Here is a 25902-nt window from a genome sequence, read left to right on the forward strand (position 1 = left end):
GGGCGGTTCACTGCCGAGGGGCCGGGATCTGGTCGAGCATTTGCTTGAGCACCTGGTCTACGTCCAGTCCGTCGATGTCCAGTTCCGGGGCGATACGCACCCGGTGGCGCAATACGGCCAAGGCGCAACTCTTGATGTCATCCGGGGTGACGAACTCGCCGCCGCGTAGCAGGGCCCTGGCCCGGGCACCGCGCACCAGGGCGATGGACGCACGCGGGCCGGCGCCGATGGTCAAGCCGGGCCAGCTGCGGGTGGCGCGTGCCAGGCGCACAGCGTAGTCCAGGACTTGCTCGTCCAGGGCGAGCTCACTGGCGATCTGCTGGAGTTGCAGCACATCCTCGGCTTGCAGCACGGTGCGCAGGGGCTGTACGTCGAGCATGTCGGCCCGGGATGAACGCGTGACTTCACGCACCATGTCCAGTTCCTGCCGGGCGTCGGGGTAGTCCATGCGCACCTTCAGCATGAAGCGGTCCAGTTCGGCCTCGGGCAACGGGTAGGTGCCTTCCTGTTCGATCGGGTTCTGGGTTGCCAGCACCATGAACGGTTGGCCAATGGGCAGTGCTTCCCCTTCCAGGGTGACTTGGCGCTCCTGCATGGCTTCGAGCAAGGCGGCTTGGGTCTTGGCTGGGGCGCGGTTGATTTCGTCAGCCAGCAGCAAATGGGTGAACAGCGGCCCTTTGCGCAGCTTGAACTGTTCGGTGTGCAGGTCGTACACGGCGTGGCCGGTGACATCGCTGGGCATCAAGTCCGGGGTGAACTGGATGCGCGCGAAGTCGCCGCCGAAACACCGCGCGAGGGCACGTACCAGCAAGGTCTTGCCCAGGCCGGGCACGCCTTCAAGCAACACGTGGCCGCCGGCGATCAGTGCCGTGAGCACGTCATCGATCACTTGATCCTGGCCAATCACCGCCTTGCGTAGTTCAACACGCAGGGCCTGTGCCTGCTGGCTTGCCAGGTGCAGGGCTTCGGTCGTCGGAGCCGGTGCCGGGGAGTATTCGCTCATAGGGCGTTCCTGAGAGTTTGCAGGCTTGCCACCTGGCGGCTGAAGTCGGCACTGGAAAGCCGTTTTGCCGGAAGTGGGCCGAGGGCCTGACTGATGACGTGAGAGGGTTGGCGTGTCAGCTGTTCAAGGGCTTGCTGCTGTTCAGCCGTGTCGAGGTGTTCAAAGCCCGGGTGGCGGCGCCTTGCGGCGCGCAGGATGTCGCGCTGCAAGGCGTGCAACAAGGCACCCTGGCCACTGCGGCGCAGCAGGAAATCGGCGCTGGCCTGCAGGTGTTCCAGCAATTGTCGGCGCGCCTTGGGCGCGGGGGCACGCATCGGGCCTTGGCGCATGCCGGCGTGCCACAGCGTCAGGGCGAGCAGGGCGGCGAGCGCCACCAGGGCTTGGGGGAAATAGCGTAGCAACAAGGTGAAGAGGTCATCCACGTCGCTGTTGAACAACAAGGTCACATCGGTGCCTTGATTGAGGTACCACAGCAGCCAGGCGTTGTCGTGCTTGCCGATTGCCGGGTACTTCCACAGGTCGCTGTCGGTGATCACCGTCACATTGCCCTGCCCGAGCTTGAGTTGCATCAGGTGGCTGGACTTCGCACTGTTGGCGGAAAACTGCGCCAGGTGCTTGGGGTCGGTGAGGTTGAAGTCCGTGTCGAAGCTGAAATAGGCCGGGGCGGTTTCGTTGTCGACATAGAGCTTTGTCAGGTCGGGAGCCAGCTTTTTGCGGGCCTGTGCGGGCTCTTCAGGTTCGTCACTCAAGGTTTGGTGCAGATGCAGGCGATCAAGCAGCAAATCGCCGCTTTTGCCGCTTTCTTCGTCCCACAGTGCTTCGGCCACCAACAGCAGGTGGCCGCCGGCCTTGGCCCATTCCAGGAGTTGTTCGACCTGGCGAGGCGACATGTTGCTGCGCTCCCCGAGTAACAACAGGCTGTTGCCCTTGGCGGGAAGGGTCGCCAGGCGCTCAAGGCCATTGGCGTGTTGGACGCTCAGGCCGTGCTGGCGCAGGAAGTGTTCCGCCGCCAGGTAAGGGTTGGCCCTGGCTTCTGGAGAGGGGCCGTGGTCGATGACTTCGTCGTAGGGGATCGCTTTGCCCCAGAGGTAATAACCTCCCACCCCCAGCAGGCACCCCAACAGCAGACTTACCCACAATAAAGGCCGGTTCATTGCGGCGCTCCCGAGGTGAACAGGGTGCGCCAGTCGCTACACAGTTGCTGCTGCGCCTGGACCGGTGGAAGACGGTGGCCGTACGCGAGGTTTTGCCAGTGTCGAGTCAGCTCATCACTGAATGCCAGCAGTTGCGGTTGTTGCAGCATTTGAATGCGTTCCAGGACCTGGCCTTCGGTGTCCGCGCTTTTGAGTGGCAGGTTGAAGTCGTGCAACAGCCGGCTGAGCAGGCCGCGATAGAGCAGGCCGAGGGCTTCCCGTGGTTGTGTGGGCCACAGTTGTTCGGCGCTGCTGGCGATATCGTCGGGTAGGGTTTCAACGCCCAGCTCCAGGCCGAACAGTTGGGTGGGCGGTGGCTTGCCGGGTTTGGGTTGGCGTGGCCGACGCCGGGTGACAAAGGTGTGCAGCCAGTCGCGATAGCGCCAGACCAACAGGGCAATGCCGCCTGCCAACAGGCCCCAAAGCACTACTTCCACGCCTTGGGCGATGTGTTTGAAGGCGTTGCTGTTGAGGTTGTCCAGCAATGCTTGCAGCCAGGCCGGCAGCTTGCCGTTGCCGCGGGGTTTGTTTTCGACGGCGGCCTTTTCATCGCCGAAGCGATAACGCGTGACCGTCTCCGGGTTCTTGAACGGTGGTTTATCCAGCAGTGCCTTGATCGATTGGCTGGCTGCCTGGGTGCTCACTGGCTTGGGGGCGGCAGTGTCATCGGCCATCGCGGGGCGGCTGAATGGGGTGCAGGCCAGCACGAACACCAGCAGTACAAGCGGCACCGCGCTGCTCAGGCGTTGACGCAGGCGGCGGAACACCAGCTCCAGGTCCCAGGCTTCCAGCGCGGTGCGGCGGTTGAGATAAAGGCTGAAGCCGCAGGCCACGTAGATGGGTTCCCAGAACACCAGGATCAGTGCGTAGAACCCATTGCCCAAGTGTTCCAGCCAGAGCGCCTCTGAACCGGTGGACAATGCCAGCCGTCGCCAGTCCCAATCCAGTTCAAGCTGTTGGGGGATGAACAAATAGAACAGGGCCATGCAACCCAGCCACAGGCCTACCTCCAGGTGCATCCCGATAAGAGTCAACCAGCGCCCGGCCCCGGCGTTGTGTTGTTGCAGTACGCCGAGGCGGCGTTGGCGGTCCTTGCCATCCAGGCCTTCGAGTTGGCTGACGGGCATTGCGAAGCTGCGGCTCAGGCTGAATCGCCGCCAGGTCAGGCTGACCAGCAGTTGGCCTTTGAGCAGGTGCGGCCATTGGCGCACGGCTTGGCTGATACTGGGTGTTTCTGCAAACAAGGTTTTGGACAGGATATACAGCGGCAGACGTTCAAAGGCCGGCTTCAACCACCAGAACAGGAACGCGACCATGGAGGGGTAGCGCCACAGCAGTGCGGTCAGCAACGCGAAAATCGGCAATGTCACCAACGCCCAACTGCCCATCAGCAACCAGCGATGTTCCTGGGCCATGAGCACCCCAAGGTCCATGGCCTCCCAGGATGTGCGAGGGCGAATCACCACGCTTGCATTACTCAGGCGCATGCTGAGTCCGTCCGGCAAAGATCAGGTAAGTGGCCACCAGCAGCCAGAGCAGGGCGCCCACGAGGTATTTGAGCCACGGCGCAATACTGGTGGTGGAGGACCAGTAGGCTTCGATAAACGCTGCGATCAGGAGGAACGCCATCACGCCGCAGAGCATCTGCACGCTTTGATGGGCCGCCAGCCTCAGGGATTCACCACGGGTCAGTTGCCCGGGGACGATCAACGCCCAGCCCAACTGCAGGCCTGCCGCGCCGGCCAGGGCGATGGCGCTGAGTTCAAAGGCACCATGACCGATCACGAATGACCAGAACGTCTGGCCGTAGCCGATCTCGGTGAGGTGCCCGGAGATTGCGCCGATGATCAGGCCGTTGAAAATCAGGAAGAACACGCTGCCCAGGCCCAGGAACAAACCGGCGGCAAAGGTCTGGAAGGCGATACCGATGTTGTGCATCACGTAGTAGCCAAACATCATCCAGTCTTCGCTGGATGCGCGCTCGGCGGCCCGCCCGAGGTGGCTGGCAGCAGGGTCGTACATGCTTTGCATCTCGGCTACCTGTTGGGGGCTGACGATGCTGTAGATCAGGTCGGGAAACAGGAACACCAGCAGTGCTACACCCACCAGGCTGCCGAAGAACAGCAGGCTGGCGGCCAGCACAAAGCGCCACTGGGCGCGCACCAGGCGTGGGAAGTCCGCGAGTACGAAGCTCAATACCTTCGCCCCCAATTGGCTGCGATGGCGATACAACTGTTGATGGCCACGCAAGGCCAATTGCTGCAGCGGGTCCACCAGGTAACTGCTGTAGCCGCGCTCCTGAGCCAGGGCGAGGTGTTGGCACAGGCGTCGATACTGGTGGGGGAAGCCGGCCAGGTCACTGGCCTTGGCCTTGCCCTGCTCCAATTGTTCAAGCTGTACGGTGAAGGCCTGCCATTGGGGCTGGTGACGGTGTTCGAAGAGGCTCTGTTTCATGTCGGCCCCAACAGGCCACGGGCCACGCCGTTGAGTTGCTCGACGGCGCGGGCCGGAGACACTTGCAAGGGCGTCGCGAGGATGGAAGCCAGCTCGTGAACCCGCTCGGCGGACAGTTCACCCTGGCGTTCGGCAAAGCCGAGAATGGCGCGTTGCTCGTCGAGGTCCAGGGCGAAGGGCAAGCGCAGCGCGGCGGCCTGGGGCACTTTGGGGCGTGGCAGGGGACGTTCGCGGTAGATCACCAGGGTGCCGGCGGCCAGGTCGCCGAGCCGTTTGAAGTGAGGATGCTGCAGGCAGCTGATGGCACCTAGAAAATAACCGAAAGGCAGCATGTCGATAAAACGCAGCAGGTTGCGAATCAACGAGGCGGACCAACTGATAGGTGTGCCGTCGTCCTGGACGACGCGCAAGCCCATCACTTGCTTGCCCGGCGAGCAGCCTTGGTTGAGCACTTCGAACAGCACCATGTACCACCAGCTGACCAGGAACAGTAGCAGCGAACCGATACCGACCCCGAGGTTGCCGAGCAACGCCAGGGGGACGATGAGGATGCCCATGATCAGCCCGCGCAAGCCCAGGTCGAACGCAAAGGCCAATGCACGAGGCGCAAGACCCGCGGGGCGCAGCGGCAGGTCGATGCCCTCCGGGGTCTCGATCTGGTAACGGGTGTCCAATGGGGCTGATGGCATCGCGATCCTTGGCAGTGCAGTGTGGCTGGCAGACACGGATGCTAGCAGTGTCGGCGCTGGAAGCAACCACTCAAGCTTTTGCTGGATGTTTGTACAGGCGAGATCGGGCTGGCTTCGAGCGCCTTGCAGCGCCTAGACTTTGCGCATCATCAGCACAGGAACAGCCCGTGACCTCCATTTTCTGGTACGACTATGAAACCACCGGCATCAACCCGCGCAGCGATCGTCCGCTTCAGGTCGCCGGTATTCGCACCGACCTCGAACTGAACGAAGTCGGGCCGCCGGTCAACCTGTACTGCCAACCCAGCGACGATATCCTGCCCCATCCTGCCGCGTGTGCAATCACTGGCATTACCCCCGACATCCTTGCGCAAAAGGGCTTGGCCGAGGCTGATTTCATGACGCGGGTGCATGCGGAGCTGGCAGCCCCCGGTACATGCGGGGCGGGTTACAACACCCTGCGGTTTGACGATGAAATGACGCGCTACAGTTTGTATCGCAACTTTTTCGACCCTTATGCGCGTGAGTGGCAGGGCGGCAACAGCCGCTGGGACTTGATCGACGTGGTGCGCACCGCTTACGCCCTGCGCCCGGAAGGCATCGAGTGGCCGCAACAGGACGGGCGCGTCACGCTCAAGCTCGAACGCCTGACCGCGGCCAACGGGATTGACCATGGCCAGGCCCACGATGCCTTGTCCGATGTGCGCGCGACCATCGCGTTGGCGCGGTTGGTGCGCGAAAAGCAACCCAAGCTGTACGACTGGCTGTTCGAACTGCGCAGCAAACAGCGCGTGATGGACCAGGTGCGGCTGCTGCAACCGATGGTGCATATTTCCGGGCGTTTTTCCGCTGAGCGTCATTACCTCGGCGTGGTGCTGCCGTTGGCGTGGCACCCACGCAACCGCAATGCGTTGATCGTGTGCGACCTGGGCCTCGACCCTCAAGGGTTGCTGGACCTTGACGCCGAGACGCTACGCCAGCGCCTTTACACGCGGCGTGATGAACTGGCAGAGGGTGAGTTGCCGGTGCCACTCAAGTTGCTGCACATCAATCGCTGCCCGGTGGTGGCGCCCTTGAGTGTGCTGCGGGCGCAAGATCGCGAGCGGCTGCAATTGGATATGGACAGTTATCAGGCACGTGCGCTGCGGCTAACTGACGCACAGGAAGTTTGGCGTGACAAGTTGGCGGCGATTTATGCCGAGGAAGATTTTGCACCGACCCATGACCCGGAGCAGCAGCTTTATGATGGTTTTATCGGTGATCGTGATCGTCGCTTATGCGAGCAAGTGCGTAACGCCGAGCCGGCACAATTAGCGAGCCAGCCATGGCCTTTCGATGATCATCGTCTGCCCGAATTATTATTTCGCTACCGTGCGCGTAACTTTCCAGAGACCTTGAATAGCGAGGAGCAACAACGCTGGAAATTGTTCTGTGCGCAGCGTTTGACGGATCCTGAATGGGGCGCGCCGATTACCCTTGAGGCATTTAACCAGGCACGGCTGGAGTTAGCGGTAAGTGCTACGCCGTATCAGCTTCAGGTGTTGGATCAGTGGCAGCACTATGCCGATTCTTTAGCGGCACGCTTCAATTTGTAATCGGCTTATTAAAAAGCCGGCATTAAAAAACGCCAGCTAGCTGGCGTTTTTTAATGTGTCGCGTATCAGGCCTTGGCCCGATGAGGCTTAGCCCAGCAGGGTAGCCCAGCCTTCAACCACGTCACCGCCCCACTTGGCTTTCCACTCTTTCAGCGTTTTGTGGTTGCCACCTTTGGTTTCAATCACTTCGCCGTTGTGCGGGTTCTTGTATTGCTTGACCTTGCGTGCACGCTTGGTGCCAGTAGTTTTCACGGCACCACGTGGAGCTTTAACTTTCGACTCTGGGTCCAGCAGCGCGATGATGTCACGCAGGGACTTGGAGTATTCACCCATCAGGGTGCGCAGTTTGCCTTCGAATTCCAGCTCAGTTTGCAGCTTGTCGTCTTGGGACAGGTTCTTCAAACGGGCTTGCAGCTCTTTGATAGCTTCTTCGGTGGCGCGGTATTCGTTGATCAGGGACATGTGGACTACCTTATGTAGAGCGCTGATTGACAGGAAGTGGGCCAATAATAGTCAGGCCAAATCCTCAAGTAAACATTTAAGGGTGTATTTATGTGAATTACGTTGAATGTTTGTGGCAGTGCCATGCGTTCGAATTAATTAATAGGGCGTAGGCCGCCAAGATAATCTCCTTAAAAAGCTTAACTGCTCAATCTTGCTGTTAGGCGTTCATATAACGGTGGTAAAACCTTACGCTGTTAAGGGATGTGTCCGGGGCGGGTGCTCAGAATAGGCGCAACGGATACTGCAGTTTTTCTGCGTTGTCGCTAGAATGGCGGCCTTTGCGAAGTTCTGGAGTTTCCCCCTAATGCGCACTTTTCGGCTGGTGATTGCTTGCCCGGACCGGGTTGGTATCGTTGCCAAAGTCAGTAATTTCCTGGCCTCCCACAACGGCTGGATCACCGAGGCGAGCCATCACTCGGACAATCTCAGCGGTTGGTTCTTCATGCGTCACGAGATTCGTGCCGACTCGCTGCCCTTTGGTCTTGATGCCTTCCGCGACGCATTTGCGCCGATTGCCGAAGAGTTTTCGATGACCTGGCACATCACCGACACCGAGCAGAAGAAGCGCGTGGTGCTGATGGCCAGTCGCGAATCCCACTGCCTCGCCGACTTGCTGCATCGCTGGCACAGCGATGAGCTGGACTGCGAGATCGCCTGTGTGATTTCCAACCACGACGATCTGCGCAGCATGGTCGAGTGGCATGGTATTCCGTACTACCACGTGCCGGTCAATCCACAGGACAAGGAGCCGGCCTTCGCCGAAGTCTCCCGCCTGGTCAAGCAGCATGAAGCCGACGTCGTGGTGCTGGCGCGGTACATGCAGATCCTGCCGCCGGAGCTGTGCAGTGAGTACGCGGGCAAGGTGATCAACATTCACCACAGCTTCCTGCCGTCGTTTGTCGGCGCCAAGCCTTATCACCAGGCTTCGCTGCGCGGTGTGAAGCTGATTGGCGCGACATGCCACTACGTGACCGAAGAGCTGGACGCCGGCCCGATCATCGAGCAGGACGTAGTCCGTGTCAGCCACAGCGACAGCATTGAAGACATGGTGCGCTTCGGTCGTGACGTCGAGAAGATGGTGCTGGCCCGTGGCCTGCGTTATCACCTGGAAGACCGCGTATTGGTCCACGGCAACAAGACGGTCGTGTTCTGATCAGCGCGTTGCGATTGAAGAATGAAGGGCCTGGGCGTTAAATCGTCCCAGGCCCTTTTTCTTTGCCTGCCATCAAGGAGTGGACGATGAGCGATCCGCTGGACAAAGCCACATCCAAAGCCCCGGCGACGTTGGGGGAGGGCTGTTTGAGCCGCTATGACCCGGATGACCTCGACAGTGACGACGGCACCGAATTCCCGGGTGCCGCCGAGCTGTGGGAACGTGAGCAGGGCAAGGCCGAAGACGACAAGGCGTAACGCCTTGCCCTTGATGAACATAGGTATCTACACAACGACTGGACCTGACAAAACCCGAAGCTCTGGCTCTGGCTCTGGCTCTGGCTCTGGCTCTGGCTCTGGCTCTGGCTCTGGCTCTGGCTCTGGCTCTGGCTCTGGCTCTGGCTCTTGATTTTGATCTGAGGCGCCCCGTTAACCACGCTGGCCGAACGCAGGCTTGAATCCGTGGGTAACCCGGCAGGACGCCGGGTTAGCCGTCCTGGGCCAAGGATGGCCCATGACGGCGGCCCACGGATTCAAGCCGGAGTGAGGGCACACCGAGCCTAGGCGAGGTGCCGAGTGGTGGGGCAAGAGCCCTTTTGGTTACTTTTGGGGCTCTTTTCCAAAAGTGACCCGCCGTAAGGGCGGAACCAATATCAGCCGTTACCTAAATAACGGATATGTACTCCGCCCAAGAAGCCTCAGCGCCTAACACATAGCTATCGCAGGCAAGCCAGCTCCCACATTTTGAACCGGTTTACACCCGGTAAAAACCGCCCGACTGCCAGTCCGTCACGGGAGCAAGCTCCCTCGCCACAGGTCCAGCAGCAATACTCAAAGTTGTGCAGATACCTACGCCTTGATGGGTCAAATACGGAAACTGCCAACCAACTGCTTCAACCGCCCAGCCTGTTGCTCAAGGTCGGTACAGGCGCGCAACGTGGATTGCAGGTTTTCCACGCCTTCCTGGTTGAGGGTGTTGATCTCGGTAATGTCCATGTTGATCGACTCCACCACCGAGGTCTGTTCCTCGGTAGCGGTGGCGACCGACTGGTTCATGCCGTCGATCTCGCCGATGCGCTGGGTCACGCTGTTCAGGCGCTCGCCGGCGAGGTTGGCAATCTCCACGCTGTCCTGGCTGTGGCGCTGGCTTTCACTCATGGTGCTGACCGAATCCCGCGCGCCGACTTGCAGCTCTTCGATCATGGTCTGCACCTGTTGCGCAGACTCCTGGGTGCGGTGGGCCAAGTTGCGCACTTCATCGGCGACCACGGCAAACCCGCGTCCCGCTTCACCGGCACGAGCCGCTTCGATGGCGGCGTTGAGCGCCAGCAGGTTGGTTTGCTGGGAGATACTGGTGATCACTTCGAGGATCTGCCCGATGTTCACCGTTTTGCTGTTAAGTGCTTCGATATTGGTGCTAGAGGTGCTGATCATCGCCGAGAGCTGAGTCATCGCCTTGATGTTGCGTTCCACCACTTGCTGGCCGTCTTCCGCGAGGTTGCGTGCATCGCTGGCCTGGCTGGAGGCTTGCGCGGCGTTGCGGGCGATTTCCTGGGCGGCGGCCCCCAGTTGGTTGATGGCGGCGGCGACGCTGTTGGTGCGGTTGGCCTGTTCGTCGGAATTGACCATTGACGAGTTGGAGGCGCTGACCACGCGCAGGACCACTTCATTGACTTGCCCCGTGGCCGACGACACTTCGCGGATCGAGGTATGAATGCGCTCGACGAACCGGTTGAACGCATTGCCCAGGGTGCCGAATTCGTCGTGGTTCTGGATGGTCAGGCGGCGGGTCAGGTCACCCTCGCCATCGGCGATGTCTTGCATGGCACGGGTCATCAGGTGCAGCGGTTGCAGCAGCACGCGGATCAACATGCCGAGCAGGGCGATGATGATCACCACGGCAATCACCGTCGCGATCACTGCCGAGGCGCGGAATTCGCTGAGCATGGCGAAGGCTTTGTCTTTGTCTACCGAAATACCGAGGTACCAGTTCACCGACGGCAACCCTTTGATCGGCGTGAAGGTAATGATGTTGTCCTTGCCGTTGGCCTCGACTTCGCTGAAGTCGCTGCTGATTTTCGGGGTGTTGTTTGGATAGACATCGGCCAGGGACTTCATCACCAGGTTCTTGTCCGGGTGTACCAGGACTTTGCCGTCGGCGCTGACCAGGAACGCATAACCCATGCCGCCCAGGTTCAGTGCGCCAATGTTGTCCACCAGGGTTTGCAGGCTGAGGTCGCCGCCCACCACGCCGATGGCCTGGCCGGCCTTGGTGCTCGGGGTGGCGATGGAAATGATCAACTTGCCGGTCGCCGCATCGATGTAGGGCTCGGTCAGGGTTGAACCGTTGCTGGTCTGGGCGCCCTTGTACCAGGGGCGGGTGCGCGGGTCGAAGCCGTCCGGCATCTTGGTGTCGGGGCGAATGGTGAAGGCGCCGGTGCTGTCGCCGACGTAGGTTGCCATGAACGAGGAGGTCAGGCTTTTCTGGTCCAGCAGGCTGGCGACCACGTTGGGTTCTGGGTTGATAGCGATGTTTTGCGCAGCGTTCTCGACCAGTGCAATGCGCCCGCTGAGCCAGGTTTGAATGTTGCCGGCGGTGACATCGCCCATTTCATGCAGGTAACTGTTGAGGTTGTTGCGGATCGCGTTGCGTTGCAGGTAATCGTTGTAGAGGGTAAACAGCGCAAAAGCGGCGACGACGATAAGGGAGGCTGCAAGCAGGATTTTGTGGCTGAAGCGTAGATTTTTATTCATGGCTTGTAGGGTCCGCTAAGGTCTTGATATCCGATGCGCGCCCTTATGGGATGCGCAGAATGGCAGCGTCAAAAAAGGTGTGTTATTGCTTGTGACAGTTCCGCTGGCTCCTGTGGGAACTGTCTGACCTATTTTTAGACTTTGTGGGTCTCACATCTGTCTATATCGACCTTGCAGCACTAAAGCTTAACCACGGGTGAGAAAATGTCCGACTCCACGCAACTCCTGATCGGCGCAGACCTTGAAGGCCAGCCCATCGCCCAGGCCATGCGCCTGGCCAACCGCCATGGGCTTATCGCCGGCGCCACCGGCACGGGCAAGACCGTGACCTTGCAGCGCCTGGCGGAAGCGTTCAGCGACGCGGGTGTGGCGGTATTTGCCGCCGACATCAAGGGCGACCTCTGTGGCCTGGGCGCCGCCGCCAACCCACAGGGCAAGGTGGCCGAGCGGATTGCCGGCATGCCTTTCCTTAATTACACGGCCAAGGCATACCCGGTTACGTTGTGGGATATCCACGGGCAGTCCGGTCATCCGTTGCGCACCACCATCAGCGAGATGGGCCCGTTGCTGCTCGGCGCCTTGCTGGAACTCACCGACAGCCAGCAGTCGGCGCTCTATGCGACCTTCAAGGTGGCCGACCGCGAAGGCCTGTTGCTGCTGGACTTGAAGGACCTCAAGGCACTGCTCAACCACCTGCGTTACCACCCGGAACTGTTGGGTGACGATGCGGCGCTGATGACCACCGGCTCCAGCCAGGCACTGCTGCGCCGCCTGGCGGTGCTGGAGCAACAGGGCGCCGAAGCCTTGTTTGGCGAGCCGGCCCTGCAACTCGAAGATATCCTGCAACCGGCCAGCGACGGTCGGGGGCGTATCCATCTGCTGGACGCCAGTCGCCTGGTGCATGAGTCGCCGAAGGTCTATGCGACCTTCCTTTTATGGCTGTTGGCGGAGTTGTTCGAGCAACTGCCCGAGCGCGGCGACGCGGACAAACCGTTGCTGGCGCTGTTTTTCGATGAGGCGCATCTGCTGTTTGCCGATACGCCCAAGGCGTTGCAAGAGCGCCTGGAGCAGGTGGTGCGGCTGATCCGTTCCAAAGGCGTCGGCGTGTATTTCGTCACGCAATCCCCAGGGGACCTGCCGGACACGGTGCTGGCACAGCTCGGCCTGCGTATCCAGCATGGCCTGCGTGCGTTCACTACCAAAGAGCAGAAGTCCCTGCGGGCGGTGGCGGATGGCTTTCGGCCGAACCCGGCCTTTGACGCCTTGGCGGTGCTGACCGAATTGGGCACGGGTGAGGCATTGGTGGGGACGCTGCAGGAAAAGGGCACGCCAGAAGTGGTCCAGCGCGTATTGGTTGCACCGCCGCAATCGCGAATCGGGCCGTTGAGCGAGGCTGAGCGCGCGGCGTTGGTCGCCAGTTCGCCGCTTGCCGGGCGCTATGACAAGCCAATCGATCGCGAATCGGCCTACGAAGTGCTGATGGCGCGCAAGGAGTTGGGGCCGACCGAAGAAGCCAAACCGGCCGATGAGGAACCGAGCTTTACCGACAAGGCCGGTGCATTCCTGGGCACCACGGCGGGCAAGGCGCTGAAATCCGCGATGCAACAAGCTGCTAATCAGATGGGGCGGCAGTTGGTGCGCGGGTTATTGGGGTCGTTGCTCGGCGGCAGCAAGCGCAAGTAGTGGCTCAAGCCTTCGGCTTGGCGTGGGCAGCGAGCCGTTCCAGGGCCGCGCGCAGGCCTGGGTCGCTGATCCCGTCGGCCGTTGCCTGAATGGTTTCGGCCGCGTTTTCCGACAAGTCCATGGTATGCCCCACCGCGCCTTGCTGGACGGTGGGCGGTTGCACCTTGAACTGGATGCGCATCAGGCTGGCGAATTCATCAAAGGCCATCAATTGCCGTTGCAGGCGTTTTTGCTGATAGCGCAAGCGGGTCGCCCAATGGCCGTCTGTGACAATTAGCAGCAGGTTGCCTTCGCGCCACGACGCCACATGGCAATGTTCGCGTGCGGCAGGTTGCAGCTGGCTTTCAACCAGGCGTTGCAGATGGCCCAAGCGTTGCGCATGGCCAAAGATGGCTTTCAACGGCTTGGCTTCGCGAAGCAACGCGCCGGGAGCGCGGGCTGTAAGAGGGCGAAATGCCATTATTGGACACCTTAAGTAACAGAGCGGCCATCTTAGCAGAAAGCGCCTGTACGCCCCCTGGCAATGCATCGGCGGGGCAAAACCTGCGAAATCAATAGGTAACTTCTGTGCTCCATGGGTTGAAGTTCCGCCAAAAGCCCTTATTTTAAACAAGCCCTCTCACAGCACCATGCCAGCATCGGGGAATAACGCCACTTTCCTCACCCACGAATCCGGGTAGAATGCGCGTTCGCATGCGGCCGTGAGGGCTGCTCGGGCCACTCACGGTGCGCCCTCCATCCCTATGTGTGGAAGAACCTGCCGATATGTTTGCGCCTTTGTTAAAGAAACTTTTTGGAAGCAAGAATGAGCGCGAAGTCAAACGCATGCTCAAGACGGTGCAGCTGGTCAACGGCTTCGAAGAGCAGATGGTTGCCCTTTCGGACGACCAATTGCGCGCCAAGACCGAAGAGTTCAAGGCCCGCATAGCCAAAGGTGAAACCCTCGACAAGCTGCTTCCCGAAGCCTTTGCGGTCGCCCGTGAAGCCGGTAAGCGTGTCATGGGCATGCGCCACTTCGACGTCCAGTTGATCGGCGGCATGACCTTGCATGAAGGCATGATTGCCGAAATGCGTACCGGTGAAGGCAAGACCCTGGTGGCAACCCTGGGCGTTTACCTCAACGCACTGTCCGGCAAGGGCGTGCACGTTGTGACGGTGAACGACTACCTGGCCCGCCGGGACGCCAACTGGATGCGCCCGCTGTACGAATTCCTCGGCTTGACCGTCGGTGTCGTATTGCCGTTCCAGCCGCCGGAAGAGAAGCGCGCTGCCTACGCCTGCGACATCACCTACGGCACCAACAACGAATTCGGTTTCGACTACCTGCGCGACAACATGGCGTTCAGCATGGATGAAAAATTCCAGCGCGAACTCAACTTTGCCGTGATCGACGAAGTCGACTCCATCCTGATCGACGAAGCCCGTACCCCGCTGATCATCTCCGGCCAAGCCGAAGACAGCTCGCGCCTGTACACCGAGATCAACAAGTTGATCCCGCGCCTGGAGCAGCACATCGAGGAAGTGGAAGGCGTGGTGACCAAAGAAGGTCATTTCTCCATCGACGAGAAGACCCGCCAGGTCGAGCTCAACGAAGCCGGTCACCAGTTCGTCGAAGAGATGCTGACCCAGATCGGCGAACTGGCCGAAGGTGAAAGCCTGTACTCGGCGCACAACCTGGGCCTGCTGACCCACGTGTATGCTGGCCTGCGCGCTCACAAGCTGTTCCATCGCAACGTTGAATACATCGTGCAGGACGGCCAGGTCGTACTGGTTGACGAACACACCGGCCGTACCATGCCGGGTCGTCGTCTGTCCGAAGGCCTGCACCAGGCCATCGAAGCCAAGGAACACCTCAACATCCAGGCTGAAAGCCAGACGTTGGCGTCCACCACCTTCCAGAACTACTTCCGCCTGTATAACAAGCTGTCCGGCATGACCGGTACGGCTGACACCGAGGCGTTCGAGTTCCACCAGATCTACGGTCTGTCGGTGATGGTTATCCCACCGAACAAGCCGCTGGCCCGTAAAGATTTCAACGACCTGGTGTTCCTGACGGCCGAAGAGAAATACGCGGCCATCATCAACGACATCAAGGACGGCATGGCCCAGGGGCGTCCGATCCTGGTGGGTACCGCCACCATCGAGACTTCCGAGCACGTATCGAACCTGCTCAACAAGGAAGGCATCGAGCACAAGGTCCTCAACGCCAAGTTCCACGAAAAAGAAGCCGAGATCATCGCCCAGGCCGGTCGCCCAGGCGCACTGACCATCGCCACCAACATGGCCGGTCGTGGTACCGACATCCTGTTGGGCGGCAACTGGGAAGTGGAAGTCGCTTCCCTGGACAACCCGACCCCCGAGCAGATCGCCCAGATCAAGGCGGACTGGCAGAAACGCCACCAGGCCGTGCTGGAATCCGGTGGTTTGCAGGTGATCGCTTCCGAGCGTCACGAATCGCGCCGTATCGACAACCAGCTGCGTGGTCGTGCCGGTCGCCAGGGTGACGCCGGTTCCAGCCGCTTCTACCTGTCCCTGGAAGACAGCCTGATGCGCATCTTCGCCTCGGACCGCGTGAAGAACTTCATGAAGGCCCTGGGCATGCAGTCCGGTGAAGCGATTGAACACCGCATGGTGACCAACGCCATCGAGAAGGCACAGCGCAAGGTTGAAGGCCGCAACTTCGATATCCGTAAGCAACTGCTGGAATTCGATGACGTCAACAACGAACAGCGTAAAGTGATCTATCACATGCGTAACACGTTGCTGGCCGCCGACAACATTGGCGAGACCATCGCCGATTTCCGTCAGGACGTGCTCAACGCCACCGTCAGCGCACACATTCCGCCACAATCCCTGCCTGAGCAGTGGGATGTCGCCGGTCTGGAAGCCGCGTTGAAGAGCGATTTTGGTGTCGATCTGCCCGTTCAGCAGTGGCTGGACGAAGACGACCACCTGTACGAAGAAACCCTGCGCGAAAAACTGATGGCCGAACTGCTGGCCGCGTACAACGAGAAAGAAGAGCAGGCGAGTGCCGAAGCACTGCGCACCTTCGAGAAGCAAATCGTACTGCGCGTGCTGGACGACCTGTGGAAAGACCACCTGTCGACCATGGACCACCTGCGTCACGGCATCCACCTGCGTGGCTACGCCCAGAAGAACCCGAAGCAGGAGTACAAGCGCGAGTCGTTCACGCTGTTCTCCGAACTGCTGGATTCGATCAAGCGCGATTCGATCCGCGTGCTGTCCCACGTTCAGGTGCGTCGCGAAGACCCGATCGAGGAAGAAGCTCGCCTGCGTCAGGAAGCCGAGGCACTGGCTGCGCGCATGCAGTTCCAGCACGACGAAGCACCGGGCCTGGAAGCCCCTGAAGTCTTGGGCGAAGAGGTTGATGTAGCCTTGGCTCAGACGCCAGTGCGCAACGACCAGAAGCTGGGCCGCAACGAGCTGTGCTACTGCGGTTCGGGCAAGAAGTTCAAACACTGCCACGGCCAGATCGAATAAGATTTCGCCCTGACGCTGCAACACCCCGCGCCGCGACCGGCCTTTGCCGTCGCGGCGTTTTGCCATTAATTTCACCGTCGCTTACGACGGCACACACATCATCTGATTTTTAAGGAGCGCATTCATGGCTGTTGGTCTTGGTCCTTTGCCCACTTTGCACCCGGTTGCCGGTTTTGAACTCGGTATCGCTTCGGCCGGCATCAAGCGCCCGGGGCGTAAAGATGTGGTGGTGATGCGCTGTGCCGAAGGTTCGACGGTCGCGGGTGTGTTCACCCTCAACGCGTTCTGCGCAGCGCCGGTGATCCTGGCCAAGCAACGCGTGGCTGGCACCATCCGCTACCTGCTGACCAACACTGGCAATGCCAACGCCGGCACCGGCGAGCCAGGCCTGGTGGCGGCTGCGCGTACCTGCGCCAAGCTGGCCGAGTTGACCGGCGTCGATGCCAGCCAAGTGCTGCCGTACTCCACCGGTGTGATCGGCGAGCCGCTGCCTGTCGAGAAGATCGAAGGCGCACTGCAAGCCGCGCTGGATGACCTGTCGGTGGACAACTGGGCGGCCGCTGCCACTGGCATCATGACCACCGACACCCTGCCCAAAGGCGCGAGCCGCCAGTTTGAGCACGATGGCGTGACCGTTACCGTGACCGGCATCAGCAAGGGCGCGGGCATGATCCGCCCGAACATGGCCACCATGCTCGGCTACATCGCCACTGACGCCAAGGTTTCCCGCGAGGTGTTGCACAGCCTGATCCTCGACGGCGCCAACAAGTCGTTCAACCGCATCACCATCGATGGCGACACCTCGACCAACGACTGCTGCATGCTGATCGCCACCGGCCAGGCCAACCTGCCGGAAATCACCGCCGCCAGCGGCCCGCTGTTTGCGGCGCTGAAACAGGCCGTGTTCGAAGTGTGCATGGACGTGGCCCAGGCCATCGTGCGCGACGGCGAAGGCGCCACCAAGTTTGTCACCGTTGAAGTCAACGGCGGCGGCAACCACCAGGAATGCCTGGACGTGGGCTACACCGTGGCCCACTCGCCGCTGATCAAGACCGCGCTGTTTGCTTCCGACCCGAACTGGGGCCGCATCCTCGCCGCCGTTGGCCGTGCCGGCGTGCCGGACCTGGACGTGAGCAAGATCGACGTGTTCCTCGGTGACGTGTGCATCGCCAGCCGTGGCGCCCGTGCCGAAACCTACACTGAAGCCCAGGGCTCGGCGGTGATGCAGCAGGAAGAAATCACCATCCGCATCGAGTTGGGTCGCGGCGAATGCAGCGAAACCATCTGGACCACCGACCTGTCCCACGAGTACGTGAAGATCAACGCGGAATACCGTACCTGATCGCCAAGAGGATAAGCGCGGTGAAACGAGTGCATGTAGCAGCAGCGGTGATCCGTGGTGTCGACGGCAGGATTCTGCTGGCGCGCCGCGCCGATACCCAGCATCAGGGCGGCCTCTGGGAGTTTCCCGGTGGCAAGGTGGAGGCCGGTGAATCGGTCGCCACTGCGCTGTCCCGCGAGTTGCAGGAAGAATTGGGCATCCAGGTCACCACGGCGCGGCCGTTGATCAAGGTGCAGCATGACTACCCGGACAAACAGGTGTTGCTGGATGTCTGGGAAGTGTCGGCGTTTACCGGCGAGCCCCATGGCGCCGAAGGGCAGCCGCTGGAATGGGTGGCCCCTCGGGATTTACCCAACTATGAGTTCCCAGCGGCCAATGCACCGATCGTTGCGGCTGCGCGCTTGCCAGCCGAGTACCTGATCACCCCGGGTGAACTGGAAACCCCGACGTTGTTGCGTGGTATCCAGAAAGCCATTGCCGGTGGCATCAAGCTGGTGCAACTGCGTGCGCCGAATGGTTACGACCCCAAGTATCGTGACCTGGCGGTGGACGCGGTGGGCCTGTGTGCCGGCAAGGCGCAGTTGATGCTCAAGGGGCCGTTTGAATGGCTGGGGGATTTTCCTGCGGCCGGCTGGCACATGACCTCGGCGCAACTGCGCAAGTACGCGAGTAAAGGTCGGCCATTACCCAAGGATCGGTGGTTGGCGGCTTCGTGCCACAACGCTGAGGAACTGGCGCTGGCAGAGTTGATGGACGTGGATTTCGTCACGCTGTCGCCGGTGCAACCGACCCAGACGCACCCCGATGCTCAGCCGTTGGGTTGGGAGCAGGCGGCGCAGTTGATCAGTGGGTTCAGCAAGCCGGTGTTTTTGCTGGGTGGGGTTGGGCCGGCCGAGCGGGAACAGGCTTGGGAGGCTGGGGCTCAGGGAGTTGCCGGGATTCGGGCGTTCTGGCCTGAGGTTTGATGTAGCTTTGCCGGCCTCATCGCAGGCAAGCCAGCTCCCACATTTTGAATGTATTCACAAATCAAATGTGGGAGCGGGCTTGCCCGCGATAGGGCCGGATCAAACACTACAAAATCATCAGTGCGGCTTGGCAGCCGCCTGCCACAAAACCTCCGCAACACCTTGGCGCCGGGCAATCACCCTGGCCGCCACAAACAACACATCCGACAACCGATTGATATACGCCAAGCCCACCCCTTCCAACGGCTCAATCGCATTCAACTGCTGACACCGCCGCTCCGCACTGCGCGCCAGGCTGCGGCACACATGGGCCTGGGCGATCAACGCCGAGCCACCGGGCAGGATGAAGTTCTCCAGCGGCCCGACTTCCTCGTTCCATCTGTCAATCGCCGCTTCCAGGCGATCCACTTCCGCTGCATTCAACGCCTTGTACACCGGCATTGCCAGCTCGCCGCCCAAGTCAAACAAGCGATGTTGGCAGGGGGTCAGCACCTCGATCACGTCCTTCAATTCAGGATGTTTACCGCACTGTTCTTCCAGGTTGGCCAGCAACAACCCCAACTGGCTGTTCAGCGTATCCACCTCGCCAATCGCTTCGACCCGAGGGTGGTCCTTGGGCACGCGGCGGCCGTCACCAAGGCCGGTTTCGCCTTTGTCGCCGGTGCGGGTGTAGATCTTCGACAGGCGAAAGCCCATGGTCATTGCTCCAGTTGAGTCAGTTCATAAGGCGGCAGTTGGCTGCCGGCCAAGGGCAGGCGCAAGGTGAAGCAGGTGCCTTGGCCGAGGGTGGACTGCACTTCCATCTGGCCCTTGTGGTTGTTGGTGATGATGAAATACGAAACCGATAGCCCAAGCCCGGTGCCCTGGCCGATTTCCTTGGTGGTGAAGAACGGCTCGAAGGTGCGTTTGCGCACGTTTTCACTCATGCCGATGCCGTTGTCTTCCACCTGGATTTCTGCCCACGGCGGGTTGAGGCGGGTGCGCAGGATGATGCGCCCCGGTTCGCGGTCGTCTTCACGCAGGTGGATGGCCTGGGCGGCGTTTTTCAGCAGATTGAGCAGCACTTGTTCAAGTTCGTTGGCGGTGCCGGGCACCGGGCCCAGTTGCGGGTCGAACTGGCGCACGATGGCCTGGCCCTTGAAGTCGAAACCGATGGTCAGGTCGAAATCATTGCCGGCGATTTCTACGGCCTGATCGATCAATGCAGGTAAGTCGCAAGGTGCCATCTGCCGGTTGCTGCGGCGGCTGAAACTGAGCATGTGGGTGACGATTTTTGCTGCGCGTGCACCGGCCTGCTGGATGCCGTCGAGCAGTTGCGGCACTTCGCGGCTGCGCAGGTAGCGGTTGACGACGTCCAGTTCGACGCCCGCCTGCTCGGCGTGTTCGAGGTTCTTGGGCAGGTCGGGGGAGAGGCGGCGGCGGATGTTCTGCACGTTATGCAGGATCGCCCCCAGCGGGTTGTTGATCTCGTGGGCCATGCCGGCGGCCAGCCCGCCGACGGAGAGCATTTTTTCCGACTGCACCATCATCTCTTCCAGGGACAGGCGCTGGGTGATGTCGTCGATACGAATCACCACGCCGCGCCCGGCGCCGCCCATCAGCGGGTAGAAGGTCAGGGCGTAATGCTTGGGCTCGTCGTCCTTGATCCAGGTGACGCGCTCGATGCGCTCCACGGTGTGCTGTTCAACGGTGGCCTTGATCTGCGGTAGGTACGGCTTGAGCGGCTGGAAGGCGAGGAAGATCGGCTGGTTCAGCGCTTCATCCAGGCGTGTGCCGGAGAGGGCGCTGGCTTCCTGGTTCCACTGGGTGACGTAGAGTTGCTCGTCCAGGGCGATCAGGGCGGATGGCATGGAGTCGATGATGCTGTTGAGGTAGTTCTGGAAGCCTGTGAGCTTTTTCTCGATCTTGCTGCGCACCTGGACTTCGAGTTCCAGTTTGCGGTTGGTGTGGCGGGTTTCTTCCGCTAGGCCCTGGGCCTGGGCGTAGGCTTCCTGGGAATCGTCCCGGGCGCGCTTGAGCTGCTGCTCGCGTGCCTCGATGCGCGACAGCATGGTGTTGAATGCCTCGGCCAGGCTGCCGATTTCATCGTGGTTGCCACGGCCGGCGCGCAGGGCGTAGTTCTCTTCGCGGGTGACCTGGCGCGAGAGTTCTTCCAATTCGTGGATCGGCCGGGTGATCAGGCGTTTGATCTGCCGGGCGATGATCAGCCACAGCAGCACGCTGAAAATCAGGATGCCCAGGCTGGCGGTCAAGGTGCCGGTATAGAACGCCACCGGCAGTTCACTGCTGGCCACCAGCAGCAAGTGCCCGGACGGCTGGCCAGCGCGGGGCAGGGTGATGACCTGGTTGCTGCGAAACTCGGTGACGCGCCAGGCTTCGATGTGCCGGTAATGGTCGGGCAGGTGCAGACGGTCGCCGTGTTGCATCTGCGCCAGGCGGTTGCCTTCGCCGTCATACAAGGCCGCCGCGCGCAGGGGCGAGTAGCTGGTCAGCTCATTGAGCAAGGCGTCGGCTTTGGCCGGGGATTCAAGGGCTTCGGCCGCCAGGGCGGGGTTGGACACCAATCGGCCAATGGCCTGGAGCGCCTGGGGCGCCATGCTTTCCTGGGAGATCCAGTAGGCGGCGCTGATAAAGGTGAGGTTGGCCACCAGCAATACGGTGGTCAGCAGCACCAGCAGGGCGGCCAGCAGTTTCTGCCCTACCGGTAGATTTTCTAGACGCTGGCGCAGCGGCATCAGGGTTTTCCCAGGTGATAGACAGGCGGGCAGGGTAGCGCGTGGCTCAGTCTTGGGGCAATCCGCGTACGCGTAACTGCTCGACCAAGCGTACTTGCAACTGCTGCAGATGGGGCAGGTTCAACTGGTGACGGGCCGCCGCCTGGCAAGCATAGCCCAATAGATAGCTGATTTCGGTGCGCCGGGCATTGGCCACGTCCTGATACATCGAGGAGTAATTGGCTGCGGTGGCCTCGATCACTCGCGTCACTTCGCTGTGCAGGTCCTGTGCGGCGGCGGGTTGGCCGCAGCATTCGAGCAGCTCGCTCAGTTCGGCGCAGAGGGTCGCGACTTCGCATTGGTGGGCTTGCAGGCCGCCGTTGCGGCATTGGTAAAGCACCGTCAGCGGATTGATCGCACAGTTGAGGGCGAGCTTGCGCCACAGGCGGGTGAGAATGTCGGTACTCCAGTCGTGGGGGATTGCGGCAGCGTGCAGGTCTTCCAGCCACAGTGGCGGGGTGGGATGGCCTACATCCCCCAGCCAGGTATAGCCGTGGCCGGCGAACACCACTCGCCAGTCGCCGTCGCGAAATGCGCCTTCGGTGCTGGAGGCAAAAATACAGCGGGCCAGGGGGAACTGGGCGGCCACTGCATCCTGGCTGCCGAGGCCGTTCTGCAGGAGGATCAATTCGGCGTCCGCAGCTAAACGATGTTGCAGCTGTGCGACAGCGCCTTGAGCGTCGTAGGCTTTGCATGCGACCAGTAGGCGATGGATTGGCTCCGGGCTGTCGGATGTTTCAGCGATCACCGGGTAGGTGTGTGCAATGCCGTGTTCCACCAGTGTCAGCCCTGGCCCGGCCTGATAGCTGGCCAGACGGGTTTCGTCGCGCACTATCAACCTGACGGGCACACCCGCGCGCGCCAGGCGCGTAGCCCACAGGGTGCCAAGGCTGCCGGCGCCGAGAATATGCCAGGTGATCGACATCAGTTTTTGCTCCGTAGGGTCGCCCGCAGTGAACGAGGCGAAAGAACCGCTATAATGCCCCGGCATTTTAGCTCGGGCGCGCTCCATCTCTACTGAGCCCGCCCCTTATATTGGAGAAATGACATGCCTTCGTTCGACGTGGTATCCGAACTGGACAAACACGAAGTCACCAACGCCGTCGAGAACGCCGTCAAGGAACTGGACCGCCGCTATGACTTGAAAGGCAAGGGCAGCTTCGAATTCAAGGAAAAGGACCTGACCGTCAACCTGACCGCGGAAGCTGAATTCCAGCTGGAAGCGATGATCGAGATCCTCAAGCTGTCGCTGGTCAAGCGCAAGATCGACGCGCAGTGCCTGGAAATCAAGGAAGCGTACGCCTCCGGCAAGCTGATGAAGCAGGAAGCCGTCCTCAAGGAAGGCATCGACAAGGAGCTGGCGAAGAAAATCGTGGCTCACGTCAAGGACGCCAAGCTGAAAGTCCAGGCGGCCATCCAAGGTGAGCAGGTACGTATCACCGGCAAGAAGCGTGACGACCTGCAAGAAGCGATCGCCGCCCTGCGCGCCAAGACCTTTGACATGCCGCTGCAGTTCAATAACTTCCGCGACTGATGGCCATTTGGGGAACCTGGGGGCGTTTTTGACGTCCCACGCCCCAGAACCTGCGCCGACCATTGAGCCCTACGGGGCTCAATTGCGTTACTGGGTACTCAATTTAAAGCCGCACATCCGCGAGACAGGAGAAGGTAGATGGATTTGAACGCTGAAGTGGATCAACTGATCAAGACGTCGCAGTCTTGGGTCCCGATGATCATGGAATACGGCAGCCGCGTATTGCTGGCCGTGCTGACCCTGGCCATCGGCTGGTGGCTGATCAACATCTTGACCCACCGGGTGGGACGCTTGCTGGCCCTGCGTAATGCGGACCTGGCGCTGCAACACTTCATCACCAACCTGGCCAACATCGCGCTGAAAGTGATGCTGATGGTCAACGTGGCCTCGATGATCGGCGTGGCAACCACCTCGTTCGTGGCCGCAATCGGCGCCGCAACCCTGGCTATTGGCCTGGCACTGCAAGGCAGCCTGGCGAACTTCGCCGGTGGCGTGCTGATCCTGTTGTTCCGTCCGTTCCGTATTGGTGACTGGATCGAAGCCCAGGGCACTTCCGGTACCGTCGACAGCATCCAGATCTTCCACACCGTGCTGCGTACAGGCGACAACAAGACGGTCATCATCCCGAACGGCAGCCTGTCCAACGGCATCATCACCAACACCAACCGTCAGCCAACCCGCAAGGTGGTGTTTGACGTGGGCGTGGACTATGACGCCGACCTGCAGAAAGCCCGTGAGGTGTTGCTGGATTTGGCAAAAGACCCGCGCGTACTGGCTGACCCGGCTGCGGTGGCCGTGGTGTCGACCTTGGGCGATAGCTCTATCACGGTTTCCCTGCGTTGCTGGACCAAGACGGCGGATTATTGGGATGTGGTGTTCATGTTGAATGAACTTGCACGTGACCGTTTGAAAGCGGCGGGGATTGATATCCCGTTTCCGCAGCGGGTTATTCGCGTAATGCAGGAAACGGCGACGAAGTAATAAGGTGTTGCAGTGTTTAACCTGGTCGATAGGTCAGGTTTAAACTTTTTGATGTGACTCGTTAGTTAGCTTGCTAGTTATTTTTTCATTGAAATAAAACTGCAATAAAAAAGCCGCTCCCTTGCAAACAGGGGAGCGGCTTTTTATTTAAGGTCGAAGCCTTAAGTCATCGTTGTAATCAGGCAATCAATTACAGGATGTTCAGCGGGTATTGCGCGATCAGACGCAGTTCGTCAAGCGAACCCGAGTAAACCTGATCAGACGAGCGATAGGTCGCTTGACGTACGCGCAGGCTCAGGTCCTTGGCTGGACCGCTCTGAATCACGTATTTGGCTTCGATGTCGCGTTCCCACTCTTTACCGTTGCTGGTAGAGGCGATGTTTGCGCCGGTACCTTTCACGTAACGGGTCATGAAGCTCAGGCCAGGAATACCGAAGGTAGCCATGTTGAGGTCATAACGAGCCTGGTAGGACTTCTCGCCTTCGGCGTTGAAGTCGGAACGGGCGATGGAGTTGGCCAGGAAGATCGTGCCGCCGCCGTCTACGCCGTAGGCGTATTGGCCGTCGCCAGTGATTTTCTGGGCTGCCAGGGTGAAGGTATGAGCGCCGAGGGTGTAAGCACCCTGCAAGCTGAACGCGCGGTTGTCGAGCTTGCTGCCGTCTTTGTCGGAGCGTACCAGGCCAGCGCCGTCGCTTTTGGTGCTGTAGATGTTGAAGTCGAAAGCCAGCGATTGGTCATCGCTCAGTGCGTGGGTCCAGTTTACGTTGGCGTAGGTCTTCTTCCAGTAATCTTCCACTTTCGAGTAGTAGAGGCTGGTGCTGAGCTCTGGAGTCCAGGCGTAAACGGCGCCACCGAAGTTGGCATCACGCAGGCCACGCTTGGAGCCAGGCTCGGAGCTGCTGATACTGTCCCGGTAGGTCTGGTCCTGGGCAACGATCGAAGTGAAGTGACCGGCTTCCAGTTTCAGGTCTTTGATTTCGGTGCTGGTGATGGAAACGCCTTGTGGCAGTTCCGGCAGCAGACGGCTGTCATCGGAAGCAAACACTGGAGCGGTGGTGTATTGATCGCCGACCTTCAGGACCGTGTTGGAGATACGGAACTTAACGGCGGCGCCACCTTTGGAGTAGTCGTCTTGCGAACGGCCGTCGGAACCTTCAGGGAACAAGCCGGTACCGGCGCGACCCTTGCCGCTGTCGAGCTTGACGCCCAGCAGGCCGATCACATCTACACCGACACCGATGGTGCCCTGGGTGTAACCCGAGCTGAACAGGCCGTGGAAGCCAAGGCCGGTTTCTTCGATACGGCTTTGTTCCGCATCGTGGTTACGGCGGTCACGGCTGAAGTACAGGGCTCGGGTCAGAATGCTGGCCGTGCTGTCTTCGATAAAGCCCTTGGAATCATCCTGGGCGGACGCCATTGCGAACTGCGAGGTGCCTGCTGAAACAGCCAGGGCGATCATGCTCCACTTCATCACGCGCATCGTGATTTGCTCCTTTGGTTTTTAGGAAGAGTACTGCCGTCCCACCTGTATTTTTGTCTGGGCGGCTCTTTCTTTTTTGTGTCGGCGCAAAGGTATATCACGCTGACAATCATTGGCGATACTTGCCTATCTTTCCTTTCAGCTTCTTTACGAGGCTGTCGTAAATTGCTAGATCCATGTCGCAAATTCACAGTCCTTAATGTAACGGGACTGACAACTTCAATGCTGTTTTCAAACGATTTTGAAAGTTTGAAGCCATCCTGATAAGCATTGAAACGCTACTGTTTTTTATCGCGAA

At 60.4% G+C, this 25902-nt stretch carries 21 protein-coding genes and 1 pseudogene; 9 read left to right on the plus strand and 13 right to left on the minus strand.

From position 1 onward, the window contains the following. Window positions 1–7 precede the first annotated feature (7 nt). From ACU688_RS00805 to ACU688_RS00825, 5 genes are read right to left on the minus strand one after another with little or no spacing between them, the layout of a single operon-like run. Entirely contained in the window at window positions 8–1003 is a 996-nt protein-coding gene (locus tag ACU688_RS00805) for an AAA family ATPase (protein WP_448183320.1), read from the minus strand. Then, window positions 1000–2157, minus strand: coding sequence for a DUF4350 domain-containing protein (locus ACU688_RS00810; protein WP_448183321.1), 1158 nt, complete (start codon window positions 2155–2157; stop codon window positions 1000–1002). The genes ACU688_RS00805 and ACU688_RS00810 overlap by 4 nt, the downstream gene beginning before the upstream one ends. Continuing rightward, complete coding sequence (locus tag ACU688_RS00815) at window positions 2154–3683, minus strand: DUF4129 domain-containing protein (RefSeq protein WP_448183322.1); 1530 nt, start codon at window positions 3681–3683, stop codon at window positions 2154–2156. The genes ACU688_RS00810 and ACU688_RS00815 overlap by 4 nt, the downstream gene beginning before the upstream one ends. After that, window positions 3670–4650: a stage II sporulation protein M gene (locus tag ACU688_RS00820; protein ID WP_448183323.1), complete on the minus strand. Its 981-nt coding sequence runs from the start codon at window positions 4648–4650 to the stop codon at window positions 3670–3672. Before ACU688_RS00820 ends, ACU688_RS00815 begins: the two co-directional genes overlap by 14 nt. Continuing rightward, the gene (locus ACU688_RS00825; RefSeq protein ID WP_448183324.1) at window positions 4647–5339 is read right to left on the minus strand and encodes an RDD family protein; all 693 of its coding nucleotides are present in this window, start codon (window positions 5337–5339) and stop codon (window positions 4647–4649) included. Before ACU688_RS00825 ends, ACU688_RS00820 begins: the two co-directional genes overlap by 4 nt. A 167-nt stretch (window positions 5340–5506) precedes the next feature. Here ACU688_RS00825 and sbcB point away from each other — a divergent pair, with 167 nt between their 5' ends. Next, window positions 5507–6934 (plus strand): exodeoxyribonuclease I, encoded by a 1428-nt coding sequence (gene sbcB / locus ACU688_RS00830; protein WP_448183325.1) that lies wholly within the window; start codon window positions 5507–5509, stop codon window positions 6932–6934. Between the two features lie 87 nt (window positions 6935–7021). Here sbcB and mvaT read toward each other — a convergent pair whose 3' ends face one another. Next, window positions 7022–7396 (minus strand): histone-like nucleoid-structuring protein MvaT, encoded by a 375-nt coding sequence (gene mvaT, locus ACU688_RS00835; protein WP_005790963.1) that lies wholly within the window; start codon window positions 7394–7396, stop codon window positions 7022–7024. 346 nt (window positions 7397–7742) lie between these two features. Here mvaT and purU point away from each other — a divergent pair, with 346 nt between their 5' ends. Both purU and ACU688_RS00845 read left to right on the plus strand, forming a co-directional pair. Next, entirely contained in the window at window positions 7743–8591 is an 849-nt protein-coding gene (gene purU, locus ACU688_RS00840; RefSeq protein ID WP_124524960.1) for a formyltetrahydrofolate deformylase, read from the plus strand. An 86-nt stretch (window positions 8592–8677) separates the two neighbouring features. Further along, entirely contained in the window at window positions 8678–8848 is a 171-nt protein-coding gene (locus ACU688_RS00845) for a hypothetical protein (protein WP_257781279.1), read from the plus strand. Window positions 8849–9454: 606 nt separating this feature from the next. On the opposite strand, the gene ACU688_RS00850 is transcribed toward ACU688_RS00845, so the two are convergent. Beyond that, complete coding sequence (locus tag ACU688_RS00850; protein ID WP_448184012.1) at window positions 9455–10219, minus strand: methyl-accepting chemotaxis protein; 765 nt, start codon at window positions 10217–10219, stop codon at window positions 9455–9457. A gap of 93 nt (window positions 10220–10312) precedes the next feature. Further along, window positions 10313–11344: pseudogene (locus tag ACU688_RS00855) on the minus strand (cache domain-containing protein); the annotation flags it as partial. A gap of 204 nt (window positions 11345–11548) precedes the next feature. Here ACU688_RS00855 and ACU688_RS00860 point away from each other — a divergent pair. Further along, on the plus strand, window positions 11549–13027 hold the full coding sequence (locus tag ACU688_RS00860; RefSeq protein WP_448183326.1) for a helicase HerA-like domain-containing protein: 1479 nt from the start codon (window positions 11549–11551) through the stop codon (window positions 13025–13027). Window positions 13028–13031: 4 nt separating this feature from the next. On the opposite strand, the gene ACU688_RS00865 is transcribed toward ACU688_RS00860, so the two are convergent. Continuing rightward, window positions 13032–13487: a DUF721 domain-containing protein gene (locus ACU688_RS00865; protein WP_448183327.1), complete on the minus strand. Its 456-nt coding sequence runs from the start codon at window positions 13485–13487 to the stop codon at window positions 13032–13034. 305 nt (window positions 13488–13792) lie between these two features. Here ACU688_RS00865 and secA point away from each other — a divergent pair, with 305 nt between their 5' ends. From secA to ACU688_RS00880, 3 genes are all read left to right on the plus strand, one after another. Next, on the plus strand, window positions 13793–16528 hold the full coding sequence (gene secA / locus ACU688_RS00870) for a preprotein translocase subunit SecA (protein WP_448183328.1): 2736 nt from the start codon (window positions 13793–13795) through the stop codon (window positions 16526–16528). Between the two features lie 124 nt (window positions 16529–16652). Then, on the plus strand, window positions 16653–17870 hold the full coding sequence (argJ, locus tag ACU688_RS00875; protein WP_448183329.1) for a bifunctional glutamate N-acetyltransferase/amino-acid acetyltransferase ArgJ: 1218 nt from the start codon (window positions 16653–16655) through the stop codon (window positions 17868–17870). Window positions 17871–17890: 20 nt separating this feature from the next. Further along, window positions 17891–18835: a Nudix family hydrolase gene (locus ACU688_RS00880; protein ID WP_448183330.1), complete on the plus strand. Its 945-nt coding sequence runs from the start codon at window positions 17891–17893 to the stop codon at window positions 18833–18835. Between the two features lie 117 nt (window positions 18836–18952). Here ACU688_RS00880 and ACU688_RS00885 read toward each other — a convergent pair whose 3' ends face one another. The 3 genes from ACU688_RS00885 to ACU688_RS00895 are packed head-to-tail and all read right to left on the minus strand — an operon-like array spanning window position 18953 to window position 22534. After that, window positions 18953–19531 (minus strand): cob(I)yrinic acid a,c-diamide adenosyltransferase, encoded by a 579-nt coding sequence (locus ACU688_RS00885; RefSeq protein ID WP_448183331.1) that lies wholly within the window; start codon window positions 19529–19531, stop codon window positions 18953–18955. A 2-nt stretch (window positions 19532–19533) separates the two neighbouring features. Further along, on the minus strand, window positions 19534–21570 hold the full coding sequence (locus ACU688_RS00890) for a sensor histidine kinase (RefSeq protein WP_448183332.1): 2037 nt from the start codon (window positions 21568–21570) through the stop codon (window positions 19534–19536). A gap of 46 nt (window positions 21571–21616) precedes the next feature. After that, window positions 21617–22534: a putative 2-dehydropantoate 2-reductase gene (locus ACU688_RS00895; protein ID WP_448183333.1), complete on the minus strand. Its 918-nt coding sequence runs from the start codon at window positions 22532–22534 to the stop codon at window positions 21617–21619. 123 nt (window positions 22535–22657) lie between these two features. On the opposite strand from ACU688_RS00895, the gene ACU688_RS00900 reads away from it, so the two are divergent. Then, entirely contained in the window at window positions 22658–23143 is a 486-nt protein-coding gene (locus ACU688_RS00900) for a YajQ family cyclic di-GMP-binding protein (protein ID WP_448183334.1), read from the plus strand. A 138-nt stretch (window positions 23144–23281) separates the two neighbouring features. Next, window positions 23282–24124, plus strand: a complete 843-nt coding sequence (locus tag ACU688_RS00905) for a mechanosensitive ion channel family protein (RefSeq protein ID WP_448183335.1) — start codon at window positions 23282–23284, stop codon at window positions 24122–24124. Window positions 24125–24314: 190 nt separating this feature from the next. Here ACU688_RS00905 and ACU688_RS00910 read toward each other — a convergent pair whose 3' ends face one another. Continuing rightward, window positions 24315–25604: an OprD family porin gene (locus tag ACU688_RS00910; protein WP_448183336.1), complete on the minus strand. Its 1290-nt coding sequence runs from the start codon at window positions 25602–25604 to the stop codon at window positions 24315–24317. Between the last annotated feature and the right edge of the window lie 298 nt (window positions 25605–25902).

Source organism: Pseudomonas acericola (SeqCode) (genome assembly GCF_053456465.1).

What these genes read in the sequence shown, in the direction of transcription:
- ACU688_RS00815 (WP_448183322.1), bottom strand. Translation starts at nt 3,683, where the DNA reads ATGCGCCTGAGTAATGCAAGCGTGGTGATTCGCCCTCGCACATCCTGG.
- ACU688_RS00890 (WP_448183332.1), bottom strand. Translation starts at nt 21,570, where the DNA reads ATGCCGCTGCGCCAGCGTCTAGAAAATCTACCGGTAGGGCAGAAACTG.
- ACU688_RS00810 (WP_448183321.1), bottom strand. Translation starts at nt 2,157, where the DNA reads ATGAACCGGCCTTTATTGTGGGTAAGTCTGCTGTTGGGGTGCCTGCTG.
- ACU688_RS00845 (WP_257781279.1), top strand. Translation starts at nt 8,678, where the DNA reads ATGAGCGATCCGCTGGACAAAGCCACATCCAAAGCCCCGGCGACGTTG.
- ACU688_RS00805 (WP_448183320.1), bottom strand. Translation starts at nt 1,003, where the DNA reads ATGAGCGAATACTCCCCGGCACCGGCTCCGACGACCGAAGCCCTGCAC.
- ACU688_RS00900 (WP_448183334.1), top strand. Translation starts at nt 22,658, where the DNA reads ATGCCTTCGTTCGACGTGGTATCCGAACTGGACAAACACGAAGTCACC.
- ACU688_RS00850 (WP_448184012.1), bottom strand. Translation starts at nt 10,219, where the DNA reads ATGGTCAATTCCGACGAACAGGCCAACCGCACCAACAGCGTCGCCGCC.
- ACU688_RS00895 (WP_448183333.1), bottom strand. Translation starts at nt 22,534, where the DNA reads ATGTCGATCACCTGGCATATTCTCGGCGCCGGCAGCCTTGGCACCCTG.
- ACU688_RS00865 (WP_448183327.1), bottom strand. Translation starts at nt 13,487, where the DNA reads ATGGCATTTCGCCCTCTTACAGCCCGCGCTCCCGGCGCGTTGCTTCGC.
- ACU688_RS00825 (WP_448183324.1), bottom strand. Translation starts at nt 5,339, where the DNA reads ATGCCATCAGCCCCATTGGACACCCGTTACCAGATCGAGACCCCGGAG.
- ACU688_RS00820 (WP_448183323.1), bottom strand. Translation starts at nt 4,650, where the DNA reads ATGAAACAGAGCCTCTTCGAACACCGTCACCAGCCCCAATGGCAGGCC.
- ACU688_RS00860 (WP_448183326.1), top strand. Translation starts at nt 11,549, where the DNA reads ATGTCCGACTCCACGCAACTCCTGATCGGCGCAGACCTTGAAGGCCAG.
- ACU688_RS00885 (WP_448183331.1), bottom strand. Translation starts at nt 19,531, where the DNA reads ATGGGCTTTCGCCTGTCGAAGATCTACACCCGCACCGGCGACAAAGGC.
- argJ (WP_448183329.1), top strand. Translation starts at nt 16,653, where the DNA reads ATGGCTGTTGGTCTTGGTCCTTTGCCCACTTTGCACCCGGTTGCCGGT.
- ACU688_RS00910 (WP_448183336.1), bottom strand. Translation starts at nt 25,604, where the DNA reads ATGCGCGTGATGAAGTGGAGCATGATCGCCCTGGCTGTTTCAGCAGGC.
- purU (WP_124524960.1), top strand. Translation starts at nt 7,743, where the DNA reads ATGCGCACTTTTCGGCTGGTGATTGCTTGCCCGGACCGGGTTGGTATC.
- ACU688_RS00905 (WP_448183335.1), top strand. Translation starts at nt 23,282, where the DNA reads ATGGATTTGAACGCTGAAGTGGATCAACTGATCAAGACGTCGCAGTCT.
- mvaT (WP_005790963.1), bottom strand. Translation starts at nt 7,396, where the DNA reads ATGTCCCTGATCAACGAATACCGCGCCACCGAAGAAGCTATCAAAGAG.
- secA (WP_448183328.1), top strand. Translation starts at nt 13,793, where the DNA reads ATGTTTGCGCCTTTGTTAAAGAAACTTTTTGGAAGCAAGAATGAGCGC.